Origin of the sequence: Salinimicrobium profundisediminis (assembly GCF_026241755.1) — a bacterium.
GTDB classification, from domain to species: Bacteria; Bacteroidota; Bacteroidia; order Flavobacteriales; family Flavobacteriaceae; genus Salinimicrobium; species Salinimicrobium profundisediminis.
Genome location: NZ_JAPJDA010000011.1, coordinates 86,566 through 106,731 on the forward strand (window position 1 = coordinate 86,566; position 20,166 = coordinate 106,731).

At 44.2% G+C, this 20,166-nt stretch carries 21 protein-coding genes; 18 read left to right on the forward strand and 3 right to left on the reverse strand.

The window, feature by feature from the left end:
• The first annotated feature begins 13 nt into the window (after nucleotides 1-13).
• From thrA to thrC, 3 genes are read left to right on the forward strand one after another with little or no spacing between them, the layout of a single operon-like run.
• A complete protein-coding gene (thrA, locus tag OQ279_RS08145) occupies nucleotides 14-2,461 on the forward strand; it encodes a bifunctional aspartate kinase/homoserine dehydrogenase I (RefSeq protein ID WP_266069383.1) in 2,448 nt (815 codons plus the stop codon).
• A 3-nt stretch (nucleotides 2,462-2,464) separates the two neighbouring features.
• Nucleotides 2,465-3,388, forward strand: a complete 924-nt coding sequence (locus OQ279_RS08150; protein WP_266069384.1) for a homoserine kinase — start codon at nucleotides 2,465-2,467, stop codon at nucleotides 3,386-3,388.
• Nucleotides 3,385-4,680, forward strand: a complete 1,296-nt coding sequence (gene thrC / locus OQ279_RS08155) for a threonine synthase (RefSeq protein WP_266069385.1) — start codon at nucleotides 3,385-3,387, stop codon at nucleotides 4,678-4,680. Before OQ279_RS08150 ends, thrC begins: the two co-directional genes overlap by 4 nt.
• An 80-nt stretch (nucleotides 4,681-4,760) precedes the next feature.
• Here thrC and OQ279_RS08160 read toward each other — a convergent pair whose 3' ends face one another.
• The 3 genes from OQ279_RS08160 to OQ279_RS08170 all read right to left on the reverse strand — a co-directional run bounded on the left by OQ279_RS08160 (nucleotide 4,761) and on the right by OQ279_RS08170 (nucleotide 7,227).
• Entirely contained in the window at nucleotides 4,761-5,282 is a 522-nt protein-coding gene (locus OQ279_RS08160; RefSeq protein WP_266069386.1) for a hypothetical protein, read from the reverse strand.
• Nucleotides 5,283-5,313: 31 nt separating this feature from the next.
• Nucleotides 5,314-6,465, reverse strand: a complete 1,152-nt coding sequence (locus tag OQ279_RS08165) for a zinc-dependent alcohol dehydrogenase (RefSeq protein WP_266069388.1) — start codon at nucleotides 6,463-6,465, stop codon at nucleotides 5,314-5,316.
• Nucleotides 6,466-6,750: 285 nt separating this feature from the next.
• Entirely contained in the window at nucleotides 6,751-7,227 is a 477-nt protein-coding gene (locus tag OQ279_RS08170) for a DUF4168 domain-containing protein (RefSeq protein WP_266069389.1), read from the reverse strand.
• A gap of 132 nt (nucleotides 7,228-7,359) precedes the next feature.
• Here OQ279_RS08170 and OQ279_RS08175 point away from each other — a divergent pair, with 132 nt between their 5' ends.
• The 15 genes from OQ279_RS08175 (at nucleotide 7,360) to OQ279_RS08245 (ending at nucleotide 19,883) form a co-directional block, all read left to right on the forward strand.
• Nucleotides 7,360-8,253: a sulfotransferase domain-containing protein gene (locus tag OQ279_RS08175; protein WP_266069390.1), complete on the forward strand. Its 894-nt coding sequence runs from the start codon at nucleotides 7,360-7,362 to the stop codon at nucleotides 8,251-8,253.
• A 100-nt stretch (nucleotides 8,254-8,353) separates the two neighbouring features.
• The gene (locus OQ279_RS08180) at nucleotides 8,354-8,542 is read left to right on the forward strand and encodes a hypothetical protein (protein ID WP_266069391.1); all 189 of its coding nucleotides are present in this window, start codon (nucleotides 8,354-8,356) and stop codon (nucleotides 8,540-8,542) included.
• A gap of 96 nt (nucleotides 8,543-8,638) precedes the next feature.
• The gene (locus OQ279_RS08185) at nucleotides 8,639-8,974 is read left to right on the forward strand and encodes an arsenosugar biosynthesis-associated peroxidase-like protein (protein ID WP_029036636.1); all 336 of its coding nucleotides are present in this window, start codon (nucleotides 8,639-8,641) and stop codon (nucleotides 8,972-8,974) included.
• Nucleotides 8,975-9,182: 208 nt separating this feature from the next.
• Nucleotides 9,183-10,238 (forward strand): arsenosugar biosynthesis radical SAM (seleno)protein ArsS, encoded by a 1,056-nt coding sequence (arsS, locus tag OQ279_RS08190; protein WP_266069392.1) that lies wholly within the window; start codon nucleotides 9,183-9,185, stop codon nucleotides 10,236-10,238.
• Between the two features lie 4 nt (nucleotides 10,239-10,242).
• Nucleotides 10,243-10,854, forward strand: coding sequence for a TIGR04282 family arsenosugar biosynthesis glycosyltransferase (locus tag OQ279_RS08195; protein WP_266069393.1), 612 nt, complete (start codon nucleotides 10,243-10,245; stop codon nucleotides 10,852-10,854).
• A 10-nt stretch (nucleotides 10,855-10,864) separates the two neighbouring features.
• Nucleotides 10,865-11,425, forward strand: coding sequence for a peptide-methionine (R)-S-oxide reductase MsrB (msrB, locus tag OQ279_RS08200; RefSeq protein WP_266069394.1), 561 nt, complete (start codon nucleotides 10,865-10,867; stop codon nucleotides 11,423-11,425).
• Nucleotides 11,426-11,435: 10 nt separating this feature from the next.
• Nucleotides 11,436-12,266, forward strand: a complete 831-nt coding sequence (locus OQ279_RS08205) for a purine-nucleoside phosphorylase (protein WP_266069395.1) — start codon at nucleotides 11,436-11,438, stop codon at nucleotides 12,264-12,266.
• Nucleotides 12,266-13,564, forward strand: coding sequence for an NAD(P)/FAD-dependent oxidoreductase (locus OQ279_RS08210; protein ID WP_266069396.1), 1,299 nt, complete (start codon nucleotides 12,266-12,268; stop codon nucleotides 13,562-13,564). The genes OQ279_RS08205 and OQ279_RS08210 overlap by 1 nt, the downstream gene beginning before the upstream one ends.
• A gap of 38 nt (nucleotides 13,565-13,602) precedes the next feature.
• On the forward strand, nucleotides 13,603-15,180 hold the full coding sequence (locus OQ279_RS08215) for a 4Fe-4S binding protein (RefSeq protein ID WP_266069397.1): 1,578 nt from the start codon (nucleotides 13,603-13,605) through the stop codon (nucleotides 15,178-15,180).
• A gap of 146 nt (nucleotides 15,181-15,326) precedes the next feature.
• Entirely contained in the window at nucleotides 15,327-16,016 is a 690-nt protein-coding gene (locus OQ279_RS08220) for a glycosyltransferase family 2 protein (protein ID WP_266069398.1), read from the forward strand.
• Nucleotides 16,016-17,518 carry a cellulose synthase family protein gene (locus OQ279_RS08225; protein WP_266069399.1) on the forward strand — a complete coding sequence of 501 codons (1,503 nt, stop codon included), beginning with the start codon at nucleotides 16,016-16,018 and terminating at the stop codon, nucleotides 17,516-17,518. Before OQ279_RS08220 ends, OQ279_RS08225 begins: the two co-directional genes overlap by 1 nt.
• A 68-nt stretch (nucleotides 17,519-17,586) precedes the next feature.
• Entirely contained in the window at nucleotides 17,587-17,832 is a 246-nt protein-coding gene (locus OQ279_RS08230; RefSeq protein WP_266069401.1) for an AbrB/MazE/SpoVT family DNA-binding domain-containing protein, read from the forward strand.
• Entirely contained in the window at nucleotides 17,823-18,146 is a 324-nt protein-coding gene (locus OQ279_RS08235) for a type II toxin-antitoxin system PemK/MazF family toxin (RefSeq protein ID WP_266069402.1), read from the forward strand. Before OQ279_RS08230 ends, OQ279_RS08235 begins: the two co-directional genes overlap by 10 nt.
• 73 nt (nucleotides 18,147-18,219) lie before the next feature.
• Complete coding sequence (gene mptB / locus OQ279_RS08240) at nucleotides 18,220-19,566, forward strand: polyprenol phosphomannose-dependent alpha 1,6 mannosyltransferase MptB (RefSeq protein ID WP_266069403.1); 1,347 nt, start codon at nucleotides 18,220-18,222, stop codon at nucleotides 19,564-19,566.
• Nucleotides 19,567-19,730: 164 nt separating this feature from the next.
• Nucleotides 19,731-19,883, forward strand: coding sequence for a hypothetical protein (locus OQ279_RS08245; RefSeq protein ID WP_266069404.1), 153 nt, complete (start codon nucleotides 19,731-19,733; stop codon nucleotides 19,881-19,883).
• Nucleotides 19,884-20,166 lie beyond the last annotated feature (283 nt).

The following is a 20,166-nucleotide window of genomic DNA, read 5'->3' on the forward strand; positions in this document are numbered from 1 at the left end:
AAAATCCAACCTTATGAATATCCTGAAATTCGGGGGCTCGTCTGTTGCCTCTTCGAAAAATATTAAACTCGTTTCCAAGATTGTTCAAGATCATGTTAATACCGATAATACCATCGCTGTGTTTTCAGCTTTTGGCGGCGTCACCAATGAACTGCTGCAAATGGCCGAACTCGCCGCAAATGAAGACGCTTCCTATAAAGACCTGCTCGAAAAAAATGAAAAAAGACATCTTAATGTCGTCAAAGAATTAATCCAGGTAAAAGATCAAAGCCGGATCCTTGCCCGTGTAAAAAATGAATTTAACCGCCTGGAAACACTGTATGAAGGGGTTTACCTGCTAAATGAGCTATCTGATCGTACCCGACACGTAATTTCGGGTTTTGGAGAAATTCTATCCTCGCTCATTATTGCTGAATACTTCCAAAGCCTGCAAGAAGACGTGCTGTTTGTTGACAGCCGGGAGCTTATTGTTTGCAGAAATACCCAGGAGAAAATTCAGGTGAACTACGAAAAGACTTATAAAAACATCCAGGATCTCTTTAACCAAAATAAGGCAAAACTCTTTGTCGTGCCCGGCTTTGTAGCCCGCAATGAGCAAGGCGTTCCCAGCACCCTTGGCCGGGGCGGGTCAGATTTTACTGCAGCGATCTTTGCCGGTGCGCTCAATTTGCAAACCCTGAAGGTTTACACCGATGTAGACGGAATGTATACCGCCAACCCCAGTATAGTGCCGCAGGCTTATGCTTTAAAGAACATCTCTTATGAAGAAGCCATGGAGCTTTCACATTTTGGTGCAAAAGTCTTATATCCTCCCACCCTTCAGCCACTTCTAAAGAATGAGATCAAGATCAATATCAAAAATACTTTTAAGCCTGAAGCAGCAGGCACCGTAATTTCTAAAGGATGTAAAGAAAACTTTAGATGGGTTACCGGCATCACTCATATTGACGCTGTAAAATTGATCAATATTGAAGGCAGCGGAATGGTGGGAGTAGCCGGGTTTTCAAAACGCTGCTTCGAGGCATTATTCCACGTGAACATAAGTGTGGTCTTAATCACCCAGGCTTCTTCGGAACACAGCATTTGCCTTGCCCTAAAAGAGGATGAAGCCCAGGCTGCAAAAGATGCGCTCAATGAAGCTTTTGAGGTAGAGATACAGTCGGGAAAAATTAAAAGTGTGGAGATTGAAGATGATATCGCCATTGTTGCGCTGGTGGGCGACCGCATGAAGAGCCATCACGGGCTAAGCGGAAAAATGTTCAGTGCGCTGGGCAATAACAATATCAACATCAGGGCCATCGCGCAGGGCTCTTCAGAACGTAATATTTCAGCAGTAATCGCTAAAAAAGATGTTACCAAAGCCCTCAATGTGCTTCACGAACAATTCTTTGAAGTGCCTTCAAAAGAACTCAACCTCTTTATCACAGGGGTGGGCAATGTGGGTAGTAAACTGCTCAACCAGTTAAAGAACCAGGAAGCTTACCTCCTGGACAAACTTCGACTTAAAGTAAGGATCCTCGGCCTCTCCAACTCCAAAAAGATGGTTTTTGACGAGAACGGTCTGAATCTCGAAAACTGGAAACAACTTCTTGATAACGGAGAAAAGGGTGACAAAAATGCCTTTTTTGAGCAGGTAAAATCCCTGAACCTTCGCAACAGCATTTTTGTGGATAACACAGCCAGTCCTGAGATTTCCTCGCTATATGACCATTACCTCTCCCACTCAATTTCGGTGGTGACCTGTAATAAAATTGCCTGTTCCCAGGAATTTAAGAGCTACTCAAGACTGCAGGATCTATCACGGGAATACGGCGCTTCTTTTTTATACGAAACCAACGTAGGTGCAGGCTTACCCATTATAGATACGCTTAAGAACCTCGTGGCTTCGGGAGATAGAATCACTAAAATTCAGGCGGTGCTTTCGGGCAGCCTCAATTTTGTCTTTAATAATTATGACGCCACAGAACCTTTTTACAAGGTGGTAGAAAAAGCGATGAAAGAAGGCTATACCGAACCCGATCCTACTATTGACCTTAGCGGGGTAGACGTGGCCCGAAAAATACTCATCCTTTCCCGCGAAAGCGGACTCCAGATGGAACTTGAAGATATAGAGAATAAGAGTTTTCTTTCTAAAGAGAGTCTCGAAGCCGGTTCTAATGAAGAATTCTTTGAGATTTTAAAGAAAGACGAACCTAAGTTTAAAGAGATCTATGACAATGCCGCCCAGAACAATGCCCAGCTAAAATATGTGGCCCAGCTTGAAAATGGCAAGGCCAGTGTAGGGCTGCAACAAGTTGGCCCCGAGCATCCATTCTATAATTTGAGCGGGAGTGACAACATTGTACTTTTCTTTACAGATCGCTACAGCCAGCAGCCATTGATCGTGAAGGGAGCAGGTGCCGGTGCAGATGTCACTGCCTCCGGGATCTTCGCCGACATCATAAGAATCGGAAAAAAATAGGCGATGGAAGAAATTAAAATATTTGCCCCGGCCACTGTGGCAAATCTCTCGTGCGGATTTGACGTGCTGGGCTGCTGCCTGGAATCTATAGGTGATGAAATGTTGCTTCGGAAGAATACTACAGGCGAGATAAGAATTACTAAGATCAGCGGGCAGGAACTTCCTATGGAAGCAGATAAAAATGTAGCCGGTGTGGCCGTTCGTGCGCTCCTGAAGGAATTGAATTCGCAACAGGGTTTTGATATTGAGATCTATAAGAAGATCAAAGCAGGTAGCGGGATTGGAAGCAGTGCAGCAAGCTCGGCAGGAGCAGTTTTTGCCGTCAATAAACTTCTAAACGAGCCCTTTTCACCCGAAGAACTTATTCCCTTTGCTATGGAAGGGGAACGCCTTGCCAGCGGAAATGCACATGCCGATAATGTGGCACCGGCACTTTTGGGCGGCTTTAACCTCATAAGAAGTTACGAGCCGCTTGAAGTAATTCACCTGCCCACTCCGCAAGATCTGCGCATGGTGATCCTGCACCCGTTAATTGAAGTAAAGACCATGGATTCCCGTTCTATCATCAGGCAGAGCATCAGCCTTCAAAAAGCTGTAAAACAGTGGGGAAATTTAGGCGCTTTTGTGAGCGCTCTGTACTCCAATGACTACGATCTTTTGGGCAGAAGCCTTAAAGATGAAATCGTAGAACCTGTACGTTCTATTTTAATTCCCTTTTTTGACGAGCTTAAGATTATAGCCCGGGAGAGCGGCGCTTTGGGATTTGGCATTTCAGGCTCGGGGCCCTCGGTCTTTGCGATGTGCAAAGGCGAGGCTTCAGCCAAACAAACGGGAGCAGCTATCCAGAAATACTACCAGGAAAAGGAAATAGACTTTGATCTTCACCTCTCTAAAATAGGGAATGAAGGCGTAAAAATCATATCATGAAGTACTTCAGCTTAAACGACAAAAACCACAAAGTAAGTTTTGAAACGGCGGTGCTCAATGGTTTGGGACCCAATAAAGGGCTGTATTTTCCGGAGGAAATAAAAAAACTTCCGAAACAATTCTTTCAACAAATCTCTTCCCTTACCCCAACCGAAATTGCCACGCAAGCAATCGGCCAGTTTGTGGAAGGAGAGATACCTCCCGCCGAATTAGCAGGCATCATAGAAAATACGCTTGATTTTGACTTTCCAGTAAAACCTGTTGAAGAGCAGGTGGGCGTACTGGAATTGTTCCACGGCCCTACCCTGGCCTTCAAAGATGTGGGTGCCAAATTTATGGCGGGCACCCTGGGCTATTTCATAAAAAAAGGCAACATTCCGGGAGTTACGGTACTTGTGGCAACCTCGGGGGATACCGGGGGCGCCGTGGCCAGGGGCTTCCTAAAAGTAGAAGGTATTGAGGTGGTCATTCTCTATCCTAAAGGTAAAGTGAGTGAGATCCAGGAAAAACAGCTCACCACTTTGGGAGAAAATATAACCGCCCTCGAAGTAGATGGTTCTTTTGATGCCTGCCAAAGCATGGTAAAAATGGCATTTTTGGATTCCGAAATTCAGCAGCATAGAAAACTCACTTCAGCCAATTCAATAAACGTGGCGCGTTGGCTGCCTCAAATGTTCTATTATTTCCTGGCCTATGAACAAGTGAAAAACAGGGATCAAAAACTGGCTTTTTCGGTACCCAGTGGTAACTTCGGAAATATTTGCGCCGGACTCCTCGCAAAAGAAATGGGTCTACCCATTGATCATTTTGTAGCTGCCAACAATGAGAACAACGTGGTCACCCGATTTTTACAAACTCAGAAATATGAACCCACCGCCAGCGTACAGACCATTTCTAACGCCATGGATGTTGGCGACCCCAGCAATTTTATTCGTATCCTGGAACTTTTCAGCAATAATTTTGAGGACCTGAAGTCGCATCTGTCTTCCTTCAGTTATACTGATGATCAAACCCGGGGAATTATCAAGAAGGTCTATGAAGACACAGGATATTTAATGGATCCACATGGTGCTGTAGGATATTTGGGGCTCAAAGAATTCCTTCGGAAACATAAAGATTACTACGGAATTTTCCTTGAAACGGCCCACCCGGTAAAGTTCCTGGAAACTATTGAAGATGTGATTGGAAAAAAGATCCCGCTCCCGCCTGATATTGAAGCATTGAAACACCGGGAAAAGAAAGCTGTTCAAATTTCGGATTACGAAGACCTGAAGAATTTCCTTCTGAAATAAGAGACATCAAAAACAAACAGGTGTCAAAAATGCCATTTTTGACACCTGTGTTTTAATTTTAACCGAATATGAACTTCAGCTTAATCTTTTTTATCTCGCGTGAGAAACAGCAGCACGCCGGCCAATGCAGCTGCCGTGACTGCCGATTTTAGAACAAATTTTTTGCGGTTGTACTTCCATTCAGATTTTAAGCCGTGTTCGGCAAACAGGTTGGGGATATGCCCTTTTTTAAGGTCATCAACAATGCCCTCAATTTCACCAATCCTATCGGCCATCACTAACGGAAGCCAGCGCCCATAGCTCGATTCACTGTACTTAAAGGCAAAACGTCTTATGGCACCACTCAGGCCCTCTGGGGGTTGTGCTGTTCCAAAAACCGCCGGAATGTTAGGCCGTTCTACCGAATGCAATACTTCAATATTCACCGGTTGTTGCTCGGGCCGTTCCCAGGTATATCCCTCTATTTCTTCATCTGTTCTATGTTTCATGGGGTAAGTGGGATCATTTTTTGGATCCCGGTCTATTCCCCATCCTTTTATATGGCTGTGGTCGCCCCCTCTTTCATTCTTGAAGTCTTCGGGTTTGGTTTGATCTCCGATCATAAATTCTGTTTTTTAATTTAAAATGCTGCTCTTATGCTGATGGCGGAATAAGCACGGTTTTTATACAATTGTCGAGCTTATTGCTGAAAATGTGATAACCTTCGGCCACCTCTTCCAGCGGAATGCGGTGCGTGATCATTTCCTTCGGCTTAATTGTTCCCGATTTTACGTGCTCTATCATTTTTGGCAGCAGCCTTTTTACCGAAGCCTGGCTCGCCCTGATGGTAATACCCTTGTTAACAACATTCCCAATGGGCACTAAAGCATCAATAGGCCCATATACCCCAACTATTGATACGATTCCGCCCTTTTTAACCGAGTTGATAGCCCAGTGCAGTGCAGTTGTTGAGCCTCCTTGCATGAGCAGCTTTCTGCCCAGCATCGTATTCATCGTATCTCCTGCAGCTTCGGCACCCACGGCATCTATACAAACATCGGCCCCAAGCGAATCTGTGATTTTTTTAATGAACACTACCGGGTCTTCAAGTGCCGTAAAATTATACACCTCGCATTGAGCAAAATCCTTTACAAATTCAAGCCGGTAATCGAGCTTATCTATCACAATCACTCTGCCCGCACCAAAGAGCCAGGCCGATTTGGCTGCCATAATCCCTATTGGGCCGGCACCAAATACCACCACCGTATCACCTTCCTGTATGCCTCCCATTTCGGCTGCCTGGTATCCTGTGGGTACCACATCGGTAAGGAGCACGGCATCATCGGGATCCATCCAGTCGGGGATCACTGTAGGGCCAACATTGGCATAAGGAACCCGCACGTATTCTGCCTGCCCGCCATGGTAACCTCCTGTAGTATGTGAGTAACCAAAAATTCCCCCGGCAGCGGTAGACTGTGGATTAGCTTCATGACACATGCCGTACATTTCCTGCTTGCAAAATGCACATTTACCACAGGCAATATTAAAGGGCACCATCACCTGGTCGCCAACTTTTACTTTAGTGACCGAAGAGCCCACATCTACCACTTCTCCTATAAATTCATGGCCAAAAGTAGTTCCCACCCGGGTATCGGGCACAAGGCCGTGATACAGGTGAAGGTCTGAGCCGCAAATACAACTTCTGGTAACTTTTACAATAGCATCTTCGGGATGCTCAATTTCTGGGAAAGGACGGTCACGATCTGCACGAATCCTGAAAGGACCGCGATAATTCATTGCTAGCATACTGGTAAGTTTTTCTTTTTTAAAGCATCCATAAATCAGGAGTGAATTACACTGTGCTGATTTAGTGTGTTTTAAAATTAAAGAAAGGGATCTTCCAACAAAACTTTTTAACGATACTTTATAGCCCGCTCTGTCATTTTTGGGATGCTGCTAACAAACCCGGGAAAAAACGACACAAAAAAAAGGCTGTCTTAACAGCCCTGTTCCTGTCAGCCCGAATTTACTTCAGATTGACGTTTTACTAGCTCTTAAAACAGCCTCCTTTAATAGGAATATTTTCAGAATTTAACCCTGTAGCATCTGCTGAATTCTCTGTTGAAGTTGCGTATCAGTCTGGATTCTCATCGCAATTTGCTCATATCTTTCCAGCGTAAGTCCCTGTTGGCTGATGAACTCCTCCAATTGTTGCTGAAGTCCCGCCTGCATAGATTCAAATTGTCCTATGATCTTTTCGTGGGTCGCTTTTTCTTCGGCAGTAGCTTCTACCTCAACTTCAGGATTTACTGAAGCCTGGTGAATCTCGTTGAAACGGGCAAATTCCATCCCCTCATCTTTCACCAGCTGCATCATCTTTTGTTGCGCCTCCATCGCCACTTGTTGTACGCCCTGTAGCGCCTGTACAAATTTTGTCAGTTCGGCATCGGTTACTTCGGCCGATTGCTGTTGTTGCTCCGGCGCCTGTTGCTCCTGTGCAAAAGTCGCTGTACTACCCAGCATTAAAAATACTATAAGCGCTCCTGCCAGTTTGTTTACTTTGGTCATATTAAAAGTTTTATTTGCCGTGGGTTGGTTCAAGTACCATGCCAGCATCTTTCTGATGGCTTACTCTCATGAAAAATGGCAGTAATGCACTTTCTTCAAATTTTACTAACTTCTGGGCTAAAAAGCAGAAATATGAACATATTACAGGTTAGCGCCCCAAAATCTGGCAGCTTTTGGCTTAATACAATTCTGAAGAAAAGTTTGGAACAGGCGGGTGAAGAAATCTCTTATTATATAAAGACACGGCCCGAATACGCTACTCTTAAGCAGGAAAAGCTCAGTTTTAAAAACCAGGCAAGAACAGACATGCTCGACATTGACGACAATGGTGTTGCCTTTAGAGTTAGTTCTCTGCTGAAAGAGCCCGTTCCTAATATGCAGGATTATTCTCAAGAAGCCAGCCTCGCCTGGACGCATTCTACCTGGTGCCAAAAAACTGCTGAAGTTTTTGCCTTTTTTGACAGGAAAGCCTGCATTGTGAGAGATCCGCGAGACACGGCACTTTCGGCCGCCAAGTTTGCTTTCACGCCTTACATGCAAAAGCACTACCCTTCCCCTTACAATTCGATTGAAGAATTTTTTTCTGCGGAATATGAACGCCTCCTGGAGCAATGGGTCTGGTTCTACGGAAATTACCTGCTGCATTCAGGAGAACTGGATTTGCATTTTGTATTCTACGAAAACCTGCTGAAATCTTTTCCGAAGGAATATGAGTCATTGCTGAAGTATCTCAATCTCGATTTGAGCGAAGAGGAAAAGAAGAACATAGCTTCAGAAGTGAGTTTTTCAAGCATGAAAGAAGAGAATCCGCGGCACCTGCACAAGGGCAAAAGTCGTAAATGGGTAGATGGATTGAGCATAGATCAAATAGAAAGAGCAGCCATAAAAGCAGGGCCGCTAATGCGTATTATTGGGTATCCGATTAGCCCGGGAGAAGGAGATAAATTGCCAGCCATGCCGCTGGATATTCCCAAAAAAGAGTTGGAAGAAATCCTCAGCAAAATTGACTGGAAAGGGCTTTATTAGGCCTTAACTTCTAAACTTTTCTTAATTGTGCCCCTGCATATTTTCAGAAACAAAAGTTTCTAAAGGCAATTTTGTACCTTAAACTTTAAAAGCTTTTACCATGGAAACTAACGATCGCAAGGAAAATAAAAAATCTACACCGGTAGAGAACAAAAAAACTGACAAAAAGTACCATGTCAATCAGTCAACCGAAGAAAAAACAGGAGGTAGCCTGGGCGTAATTGCCATTGTGGTAATTATTGCCATTGTGGTGCTGGGATTATTGTTCTTTTCTGATGTGTTTGCATAAGAGGTTCCAAAAATGCCATTTTTAAGACCTTATTTCACGAAGGTTTAAATGCTCTTTACCTTACACTTCCTATCTTAGAGGCCCAAATACAAACTTATGTCAAAAACATATTATGATCCGGCCGACCTTAAGAAGTTCGGCAGTATATCGGAATGGGATGAAGAATTAGGAAGCAAATTTTTTGAATACTACAACAGCGTGTTTGAAGAAGGCGCCCTAACAGCCAGGGAGAAATCGCTTATCGCCCTTGCTGTTTCCCATGTAGTGCAATGCCCTTACTGCATCGATGCCTATACCAAAGACGGCCTACAACGCGGAATAGAAAAAGAAGAGATGATGGAAGCCATCCACGTGGGCGCAGCCATAAAAGGCGGAGCCACCCTCGTGCACGGCGTCCAGATGATGAACAAGTACAACAAGTTGTCCATGTGACAACTTGTTGTACTTGTTAAGTAAAGCCGTTGCATGCAACGGCTCCGAAGCCAGGTGCGAAGCCAGGCGCTAAGCCAGCTCACACTCAAAGTAAAGCGTTACATGCAACAGCTCCGAGGTAAGATGCCAAGGGGCTCCACAGGACCACCATCCAGAGTAAAGCCGTTGCATGCAACGGCTCAGCAGTCACTATAACCACCAGTAACACATGCACACAAAATCCCTACAAGCCCGAAAAAACCTCCTCTCCAATCCGAAAGAACAGCTAAAATATCTCAGCAACGGGATCTTTGGAGACGGAGAGCTGCCGCTTTTTAAGGAAAAAGTGGCAACCACAGGAACATTTCCGCTTAAGCCCAAAAAGCTGGAGATCCTGCAGCTCAATCTCGGATATATGTGCAACCAGGTGTGTTCGCACTGCCATGTAGATGCGGGTCCCGATCGCAAGGAGATCATGACCCGGGAAACCATGCGGCTCTGCCTGAACGTGATCAGGAAATCGGGAGCACATACCTTAGACCTTACCGGCGGGGCACCCGAGATGAACCCAGACTTCAGGTGGTTTGTAGAAGAAGCTTCAAAAGCAGGGATCAAAGATTTCATTGTGCGCTCCAACCTCACCATCATCGTAGCCAACAAGAAGTACCACGATCTGCCGGAATTCTTCAGAAAACACAATGTACATGTGGTCTCGTCACTTCCGTTCTATAAAAAAGAAAAAACGGACAGGCAGCGTGGCGACGGAGTTTTTGACAAATCCATTCAGGCTCTAAAGATGTTGAATGCCGCAGGATATGGCAAAATGAACAGCGGACTCAAACTTGACCTGGTCTACAATCCTGCAGGGGCATTTTTACCGGCCAACCAGCAGGCCCTGGAACGGGATTTCAAAAAGGCATTAAAAGAGGATTTTGATATTGAATTCAATGAGCTTTTTTGTATCACTAACCTTCCAATAAGCCGATTTTTGGAGTATCTTATAGCTTCAGAAAATTATGAAGATTACATGACTGCGCTCGTTGAGGCGTACAATCCCGCAGCCGTAGAAAATGTGATGTGCAAGAACACACTTTCAGTAAGTTGGGACGGCTGGCTGTACGACTGCGATTTTAACCAGATGCTGGGGTTGAAGGTCAACTCGAAAGTGCAGCATTTAAAAGATTTTGAACCTGAAATGCTTCAGGACAGAGAGATTTGCATTTCCCAACACTGCTATGGCTGCACGGCAGGAGCAGGCAGTAGCTGCCAGGGCAGCGTAACCTGATATTATGAAAGAAAAAACCGATGAATTGCTTCTCATTTTTACCCGAAATCCGGAGAAAGGCAAGGTCAAAAAACGCCTTGCGCAAAGTATTGGAGACGATGCAGCTTTAAAAGTTTACAACTATCTCCTTCAGCATACTGTGACCATTACACAGCCACTTCCGGTAGAAAAGTGGGTATATTATTCTGAAGCCCTTCCGGAGAATGATATTTGGAACAAAGAATTTTTCAGAAAAAAACTTCAGCAGGGTCAGGATCTGGGACAGCGTATGGAGCAGGCTTTTTCCGAAGCATTTAAAGCAGGATTTAAAAAAGTGGTGATCATTGGAAGCGATCTTTTTGATATTGAAAAAGAAGACCTGAAAATGGCATTTTTGACACTTAAAGATCACGAATATGTAGTGGGGCCGGCCCAGGATGGAGGCTATTTCCTGCTCGGCATGAAAAAACCCACTCCGCAACTCTTCAGAAATAAAGACTGGAGCACCAGCCGGGTCCTTGATCAAACCCTTAGCGAACTGGAGCAGGAAAAGCTAAAGCTGTTGCCGGTACGCAACGATATTGATACTTTTGAAGATATGCGCAGCCATCCTGAACTAGTGAAATTGATTGATTAAAAACAATGATATGAAGAAGATGAAGATTTTAAGTTTTTTAATGGCAGCGGTTTTGATCCTTGCATGTAATGACGGGAAGAAAACCGAAAAAGGCGCAACCCTCATGACCCAGGCCGAAGAAGTGCCTGTACAGACTCACAGCTATGATTCGGTAACAGCTGATACCATTGATGTGGAAAAAGTTTCAAGGACAAAGGGAGAATGGAAACAGCTGCTCTCTCCCGAAGAATACGAAATTTTACGCGAAGCAGGCACAGAACCGGCATTTCGCAACGTCTATTACAACAACAAAAAGCAGGGAATTTACTACTGTGGCGGCTGTAATTTACCGCTGTACAGCTCTAATACAAAATTTGATTCAGGCACAGGCTGGCCCAGCTTTTATGCTCCTATAGATTCAAAACTCGTGAAGCGAAAGATAGATCGCCGCTACGGAATGGAGCGCGTAGAAGTGGTGTGCGCCCAGTGCGATTCTCACCTGGGACACATTTTTCCTTACGAGGGAGTACCAACAGAAGAGCGACATTGCCTGAATTCGCTGGCGCTCGACTTTAAACAAATGGATATTTAAAAAATAATCAATGCTCAAAGATTTAGAACATACTACAGAATTTCTTGAGGCCAGGGGCTTCGATAAACCCGAAATAGGGATCATTCTGGGAACAGGATTGGGGAAATTAATTGATGAACTGGAAATAATTTCAGAAGTCAGTTATAATCACATTCCAGGTTTTCCTACAGCAACAGTGGAATTCCACAAAGGAAAACTCATTTTTGGGAAGCTCGACGATAAAAAAGTGGTGGTAATGCAGGGGCGTTTCCACATTTATGAAGGTTATTCAATGTGGGACGTAACTTTTCCGGTTAGGGTTATGAAACGCCTGGGGATCAAAAAACTGCTCATTTCAAACGCAGCAGGTTCTTTGAATCCTGAGTTCAAGAAGGGAGAGATCATGCTTATCGACGATCATATCAACCTGCAGGGCGGTTCTCCTTTGGCTTTTAGGGGTGTTGAACAACTGGGCACGCGCTTTACAGATATGAGTGCCCCTTACGATCAACAAAGCGGCCGAATCATGCAGGAAATCGCCAAAGAACACGGCTTTCCACTGCACAAAGGAGTTTACGCTGCAGTTGTGGGGCCTCAGCTCGAAACCCGCGCCGAGTATCGCTATTTGCGCACCATTGGAGCCGATGCCGTAGGAATGAGCACAGTGCCCGAAGTTATTGTGGCGAACCATCTTAAAATACCCATTGCCGCAGTCTCTGTATTGACCGATGAAGGAAATCCCGACGATCTGAAACCAGTGAATATTCAGGATATCATTGAGACCGCCGGAAATGCCGAACCTATGATGATCACGCTATTTAGAGAACTTATTAAACGCATAGAACTTAAGCCGGCAGAATAATGTCAACTACAGAACATGTGGTCATAATTGGAAACGGCGTGGCCGGCATCACTGCTGCACGTCACATTCGCCGGATTTCTAATAAAAAGATCACGGTGATCTCTGCGGAAAGTGACTACTTCTTTTCGCGTACCGCCCTGATGTACGTATACATGGGCCACATGAAATGGGAACACCTGAAGCCTTATGAAGACTGGTTTTGGGAGGAGAACCGCATTGAGCTGAAGCAGGCGTATGTCGAGAAAATAGAAGCCTCTTCAAAAATGCTATTTTTGAGAGGTGGTGAAAAAATGTCTTACGATCAGCTAATCCTTGCCACCGGCTCTGTCCCACGATTTCTGGGGTGGGATGGGGAAGAACTCAAAGGCGTACAGGGACTGGTTTCAAAACAAGACCTGGAGCTGCTGGAAGAGAACACCCGGAATTGCAAAAGTGCAGTGATCGTTGGCGGCGGACTCATAGGAGTGGAACTGGCCGAAATGCTCCACACCCGCAAAATTCCTGTGACCATGCTCATTCGGGAAAAAGCTTTTTGGCAAAATGTCCTGCCCATTGAAGATGCCCAGTTGATCTCCCGGCACATAGAAAGCCATGGGATTGTTTTAAAACACGAAACTGAGCTTAAGAAGATTAACGGCTCCAACGGAAAAGTGACTTCTATAGAAACCTCCTCGGAAGAAGAGCTCACGTGCGATCTGCTGGGGATTTCGGTAGGTGTCAAGCCAAATATTAGCTTTTTGAAAGGGTCAGAAATTGAAACCGATCGCGGAATTCTTGTTGATGCTAATCTACAAACAAACCTTCCTAACGTTTATGCGATTGGAGATTGTGCACAACACCGGCAGCCCACAACGGGCAGAAAAGATATTGAAGCCGTATGGTACACCGCCCGAATGATGGGAGAAACCGTGGCGCAGACCATCTGCGGAAAGCCATTTGCTTATAAGCCCGGTCACTGGTTCAACAGTGCGAAATTCTTTGACATCGAGTACCAAACCTACGGAAATGTGAGTGCAAACCCCGGAGAGGCAGAACAACATTTTCACTGGCAGCATAAAGATGGTGAGAAGGCTATAACCATTGCCTTTGACCCCGGAACCAATCAATTCCTCGGAATTAACACTTTTGGAATCCGGATGCGACATGAAGTCTTTGACCGCTGGCTAACAGAGGAACGGGATCTTGAATATGTCCTGTCACACCTTCGCGAAGCCAATTTCGATCCCGAATTTTACGATCACCACGAGAAGGAGATTTTTAGTAGTTTTAAAAAGAATATGATAAACAGCCACACCTAACAGGTTTTAAAAACCTGTTAGGTGTCAAATTCCTACAAATGTCCACAGCCCAAAATAACATGTCTCTTTCCGGAGAACCACCCGCAACACTCTCCACTACTCAAAAAGTAGCCACCGGCTTCGGTTGGACAGGCGTATTTATTTTGGCCCTGGCCCTTTTCAACTTGCAACTGCCTTCAGTTTTTCTTTACTCGGCTATCGGGCTGATTGGATTGGGAGTGATCATTTTTGCAAATGATCTTTACCTGGGGAAATCGGCAGGAGTGAAGAACGACGGCATCTGGTTCAGGTCAATGACCGCTCGCGGCATCCTCGCGTGGGGAACGGGAATAATCCTCACTTTGTTCTACATCGTGTTATACTGGTTTCCGCAGTACCTGGGCTACAATTCCGATGGCGCCAACAGCGGACTCGTAGCTCTATTCGATCCGCTTAGCAGGTTAATCAGCGGTCATGCTGCGAGTCAGTGGTTTGTTTACGGCACTTTATACACCCTTGCCATCCTCGCCTTTGGGTATAAGTTTTTGCTGAAGTACCGCCACAATAAGTATGAAGTACTTCGCACCTGGTCTGTAATGTTCTTTCAGCTGGGATTCGCGTTCCTTATTCCGGAGATCCTCATGCGGCTCAATCAGCCGTATTTTAATCCGGTAAACATCTGGCCACTGAATTATGACCTTTTTGCGGGGTATAAATTATCAGAATTCTTTTCTGCCGGAAATATTGGCCTGCTCATGCTCTTCTTCGGAATAGCTTCTATTTTTGTTATCACTCCCATCCTCACCTATTTCTACGGAAAAAGATGGTATTGCTCCTGGGTTTGCGGCTGCGGCGGACTCGCAGAAACTGCCGGCGATTCTTACCGGCATTTATCAGATAAAAGCAGGGCAACATGGAAATTTGAACGCTATATCATTCACACCGTTCTGGTGCTCGTGGTGGTAATGACCATTGCAGTAGTTTACTCTTTCCTGAATGAGAATCCAGATCAATTCTGGTTAAACAAAAATGTTTTTCTAATGGGATCAGCAGCATTTCTGGTCCTGCTTTTTGGGCTCATTTGGATATTCAAAAGACACAGGCTGGCAAAAGATGCCAAAAAAGGTGCAATTATCTCCCTCAGCATTGTTCTGGCCATTATCGCTGCATTTTACTTCAGCGGAATGACCTACGGTTACCTGCTAAGGCAATGGTATGGCTTCCTGATTGGCGCGGCTTTTTCGGGAGTAATAGGGGTCGGTTTTTATCCAATTTTCGGAAATCGCGTATGGTGTAGGTTTGGCTGCCCAATGGCTGCGGTACTGGGGATGCAACAGCGCCTGTTCTCTAAATTCAGGATCACTACCAACGGCGGACAATGCATCTCCTGCGGAAATTGCTCCACCTATTGCGAAATGGGAATTGACGTGCGGGCATATGCTCAAAAAGGGGAAAACATCGTACGCTCCAGTTGTGTTGGCTGTGGGATTTGCAGTGCGGTTTGCCCACGGGGTGTTCTGAAATTAGAAAACGGATCCCTCGAAGGCAGGATCAACAGTGAAGCGGTGTTGCTGGGAAATGATGTTGATCTTCTGGATTTCATTCAGCAACAGAAAAAAGCAACACGGAAAAATTAAAGAAGTACCAAATTTTTACCTGCCGAAGCTTTTGCGTAGGCAGGCCAAGCACCAAATACAGAAATTCGATGCCATTCAAAATTTACAGAAATCTTGAATCTTAAATTTTGAACCCGAAATCTTGGAAGAATGATTTTCTTTGCATCATGCCTCAAATAAAAGTTATAATTCCGGCTTACAACGAAGCAGATTCAATCGGTCGTGTAGTCAGCGATATTCCTGAAATTGTTGACGAAGTGATCGTGGTGAGCAATAATTCCACAGATAACACAGAAGAAGTTGCCGAAAAAGCAGGAGCCACTGTGTTGCGTGAACCCCTAAAAGGTTACGGCTACGCCTGCTTAAAAGGAATGGATTACATTGCACAGCTCCCAAAAAAGCCTGAAATAATCGTATTTTTAGATGGTGACTACAGCGACTTTCCGCAGGAACTGGAAAAGATCGTGGAGCCAATTATCCATAGAAATATTGATATGGTGATTGGAGCAAGGATCAAACGCTGGCGGGAGAAAGGCGCTATGACCTTTCCGCAGATCTTTGGAAACTGGCTGGCAACAAGCCTTATGAAATTGTTCTTTAACGCCCGGTTCACCGATCTTGGTCCCTTTAGGGCCATTAAATACGAAAAGCTGCTGGCTTTAAACATGGAGGACAAAACCTACGGCTGGACAGTAGAAATGCAGCTAAAGGCTTTAAAAAAGAAGTACAGCTATGAAGAAGTACCGGTGCATTACCGCAACCGGATAGGGGTTTCAAAAGTTTCGGGTACTGTAAAAGGGGCTTTTATGGCCGGAGTCAAGATCCTTACATGGATCTTTAAATACAGTTTCAAATAATGGGAACGGCAATTTTAATAATTTTCGGGTTGTTAATGCTGGTAGTTTTCTTCTACAGCCTTTCCCTGCTGCACCTGCTCATCAACTTCCGCAGAAGCAAAAAACATAAAGATTCCTCTCAAAAATGGCATTTTTCAGACCCTTTTCAGATTCCTTTTGTCACGGTGCAACTTCCGCTTTACAACGATAAACCGGTGGTAGAACGGCTGCTTCGGAATATTTCAAAGCTGGATTATCCTCATGATAAATTACAAGTGCAGGTGCTGGACGATTCTACAGATGATTCGGCAGCTCTTACTACTGAAATAATTTCTGAATTAAGAGCTGAAGGTTTTCCAATTGAACATATCACCCGAACCCACAGGAAAGGCTTTAAAGCCGGAGCTCTTAAGGCCGGAATGGCCTCTGCAAAAGGGGAATTTATTGCCATTTTTGACTCCGATTTTCTTCCTAAACCCGATTGGCTAAAAAAAACTGTTCCTTATTTTAAAGATGATAGTTTGGGTGTAGTGCAGACCCGCTGGGGGCATCTCAATGAAGATTATTCGTTACTCACTAGATTGCAGGCTTTCCTGCTGGACTACCACTTTATCCTGGAGCAAACCGGGCGCAACTTCGGAAAACATTTTATCAACTTCAACGGGACTGCAGGAATCTGGCGAAAAAGCTGCATTCTTGATGCCGGAAACTGGGAGGGCGATACCCTCACCGAAGACCTGGACCTGAGTTACAGAGCCCAGCTCAAAGGCTGGAATTTTAAATACCTTAAAGAGGTAGTAACTCCGGCCGAATTACCCATTACTATCGAAGCAGCACGTTCCCAACAATTCCGGTGGAACAAAGGGGCAGCAGAGAATTTTCAGAAAAATTACAGGAAAGTATTAAAGGACAAAAACGCCACTTTTGGCACCCGCGTCCACAGTTTTTTTCACCTTTTGAACAGCAGCTTTTTTTTCGTGGTGCTGTTAATGGGAATCATTAGTATCCCGGTGCTCTTTTTACTCGATAATCCCTCCTACTCCGAAATTTTGACCGGGATGACCGTCTTCATTTTAAGCCCTGTCATTTTTTTTGTCACTTATTACGCAGCTTACCGGGAACTGCATAAAGATCAACAGCTCTCGATATTCAGGTTTACCGGCCTGTTCTTTACGTTCTTTTCTATTGCCATGGGGCTTTCCCTGCACAATAGCATCGCCATTCTGGAAGGACATTTTGGAAAAAAGAGTGAATTTATCAGGACTCCCAAGTTCAATCTCGGCAACAAGTCGGGTGCAGCTTTAAAGCAGCCGGTGAAGATCACTTTTCAATTGATCCTGGAGATTCTGTTGATGCTGTTATTTGCCTTCGGAATTTTTTCTTCTTTCAGGATTGGAAATTACAGCCTGCTCCCGTTCCATTTAATGATGTTCTTCGGGTTTTCGTATGTGGTCTTGGCTTCTTTGAATGTAGAACTCTTTCGGGGTAAAAAATCAGACCTCACAGGTTTTCAAAACCTGTGAGGTTTAGTGAGGACACATAATTATAATTTCAGTAAAAAGTAATAACTTTGTACTTACAAATTTGTTTTATGGAAACTCCAATTATTAAAATCGGGAATTCCAAAGGTCTTAGATTAAGTAAGACTATTTTGGATAAATATCAGATCAAAGAAAAAGTAGAATTGATTCTTGAAGAAGGACAGATCATCCTGCGCCCTATGGAGTCTCCGAGGAAAGATTGGGAAGAGAAATTTAGAGAAATGGCAAATCAACAGGACGATGAATTGCTTATCGATGATGTATTTGATGATGAAAATTTCGAAGAATGGAGCTAAACCAATATTCCGTTATTCTGGTAAACCTCGATCCAACACTTGGAAGTGAAATCAAAAAAACCAGGCCTTGTGTTATTCTTTCACCCAATGAAATGAATAAATATTTACGAACTATTGTCATAGCACCGATGACCACTAACATTAAGAAATATCCAACAAGAGTACCAGTTAGAGTGGATAATAAAAAAGGGATGATAGCAATAGACCAGATCAGGACGGTTGACAGACAAAGAATTATTAGAGTGCTTGATTCTCTGAGCAAATCTGAAATACAGAAATGCAAAGAGGTACTTAAAGAGACATTTGTGGATTAATGTTTCGAGTACCCTTAAATATTACACTTGGGAGACCTAACAGGTTTTCAAAACCTGTTAGGTCTGGTAAGGAATGAAGAATTTTATAAACCTCCACAAAATCCCGCTCCTCATTTTCCTCAGTTGCTGTGCCTTTTACCTAGCCTTCGCCTACGACCTGGAAAGAACCGACTTTTTTAAATTTTTGACCCTCTGGGGCGGACTTTTCTTTTTGAGCTGGAAATTCTTCCAGATGCAGCGGTATAACTGGAAGATCCTTTTAACTGCCGCAATTATTTTTCGCCTGCTGTTCCTGATTGCTGCTCCCAATCTATCTCAGGATTTCTTTAGATTTATCTGGGACGGCAGGCTATTGCTGGAAGGAATAAATCCTTATTTAATGACTCCTGCTGAATACTTTTCTTCAGGAGATTTACCATTTTCAGGAGCGCAGGAACTTTATGAAGGCATGGGCAGCCTTAGTGCTGGGAATCCGACTAATTATCCGCCGCTCAACCAGCTTTTCTTTGCACTGGCTTCACTTTTGGGCGGAAATAGCATCCTGGGCTCAATTATCTGGCTTCGGATCTTCATTATCGCTGCTGATATCGGGATCTTTTACTTCGGAAGAAAACTGCTGAGAAACCTCAAGCTTCCTGAAAACAATATTTTTCTCTATCTGCTCAATCCGCTCATCATCATTGAACTCACCGGAAATCTTCATTTTGAAGGTGTCATGCTGTTCTTTCTCCTGGCTGCACTCTATTTACTACAGTGTCAAAAATGGCTTTTTAGCGCCCTCTTCTTTTCCTGCTCCATTGCGGTAAAATTGATCCCGCTTATTTTTCTGCCTCTACTTATCAGGAAGCTTGGGTGGAAAAAAGCTTTAGGTTATTATGCAGCCACAGGTATAATCTTACTTCTCATCTTCCTGCCTTTTCTTTCGGGTGTATTTGCAGAGAATTTCTTCAGCAGCATAAATCTCTGGTTTCAGAAGTTTGAGTTTAATGCGAGTATTTATTACCTCATCAGGTGGATAGGTTATGAGGTTGAAGGTTATAATATTATTGGATATGCCGGACCTGCACTCGCGGGCGTGGTGTTTGTTTCGATCCTACTTATGGCCATTTTAGAACGGAATCACAAAATGCGAGGTTTACTCACCAGTATAATGTTTAGCATGGTGATCTATTTGTTGCTGGCCACCACCGTACATCCATGGTACCTGGCCACTCCGTTGCTACTCTCTGTTTTTACCCGATACAAATTTATGCAGGTATGGAGCCTGATGGTGGTGCTGAGTTATTTTGCTTACTCGCAACCGGATTTTGAAGAGAATTTGTGGTTTATCACAGTTGAATATGTCGTGGTATTCGGGGTGATGTTTTATGAAATTTTCGGGCATAAAAATGTAAAATTTCCCGCTGATCTCGCAGATTGATGCAGATGAAGACGTGATAATTTCACGCAAAGGGCGCAAAGATTTTCCGCAGAGAACGCAAAAAATTAGTGTTTAGTGATCAGTAAATAATTCTCCCGATTCACACTAAGCTCACCAGGAGCAAAAGAAGATCACAGAAAATTTGAGTAACAAAATGTGCCAACATGAAAGAAAATATTCGGGTATTCGTGGCAAAACAAGTTACTCATTTCCCGCTAGAATACTACCTCTCGACTCCGCTCGAGGAGACAGCTAAAGAATTATCTGTGCATCCGTGGCAAAAACATTTCGAAAATGTGAAAAATGTTTCCCGCTGATCTCGCAGATTGATGCAGATGAAGACTTGATAATTTCACGCAAAGGGCGCAAAAAATTAGTGATCAGTGATCAGTAAATAATTCTCCCGATTCACACTAAGCTCACCAGGAGCAAAAAGAAGATCACAGAGAATTTGAGTAACAAAAAGTGCCGACATGAGAAAAATATTCGGGTATTCGTGGCAAAATAATTTACTCATTCCCCACTAGAATACTACCTCTCGACTCCGCTCGAGGAGACAGCTAAAGAATTATCTGTGCATCCGTGGCAAAAACATTTCGA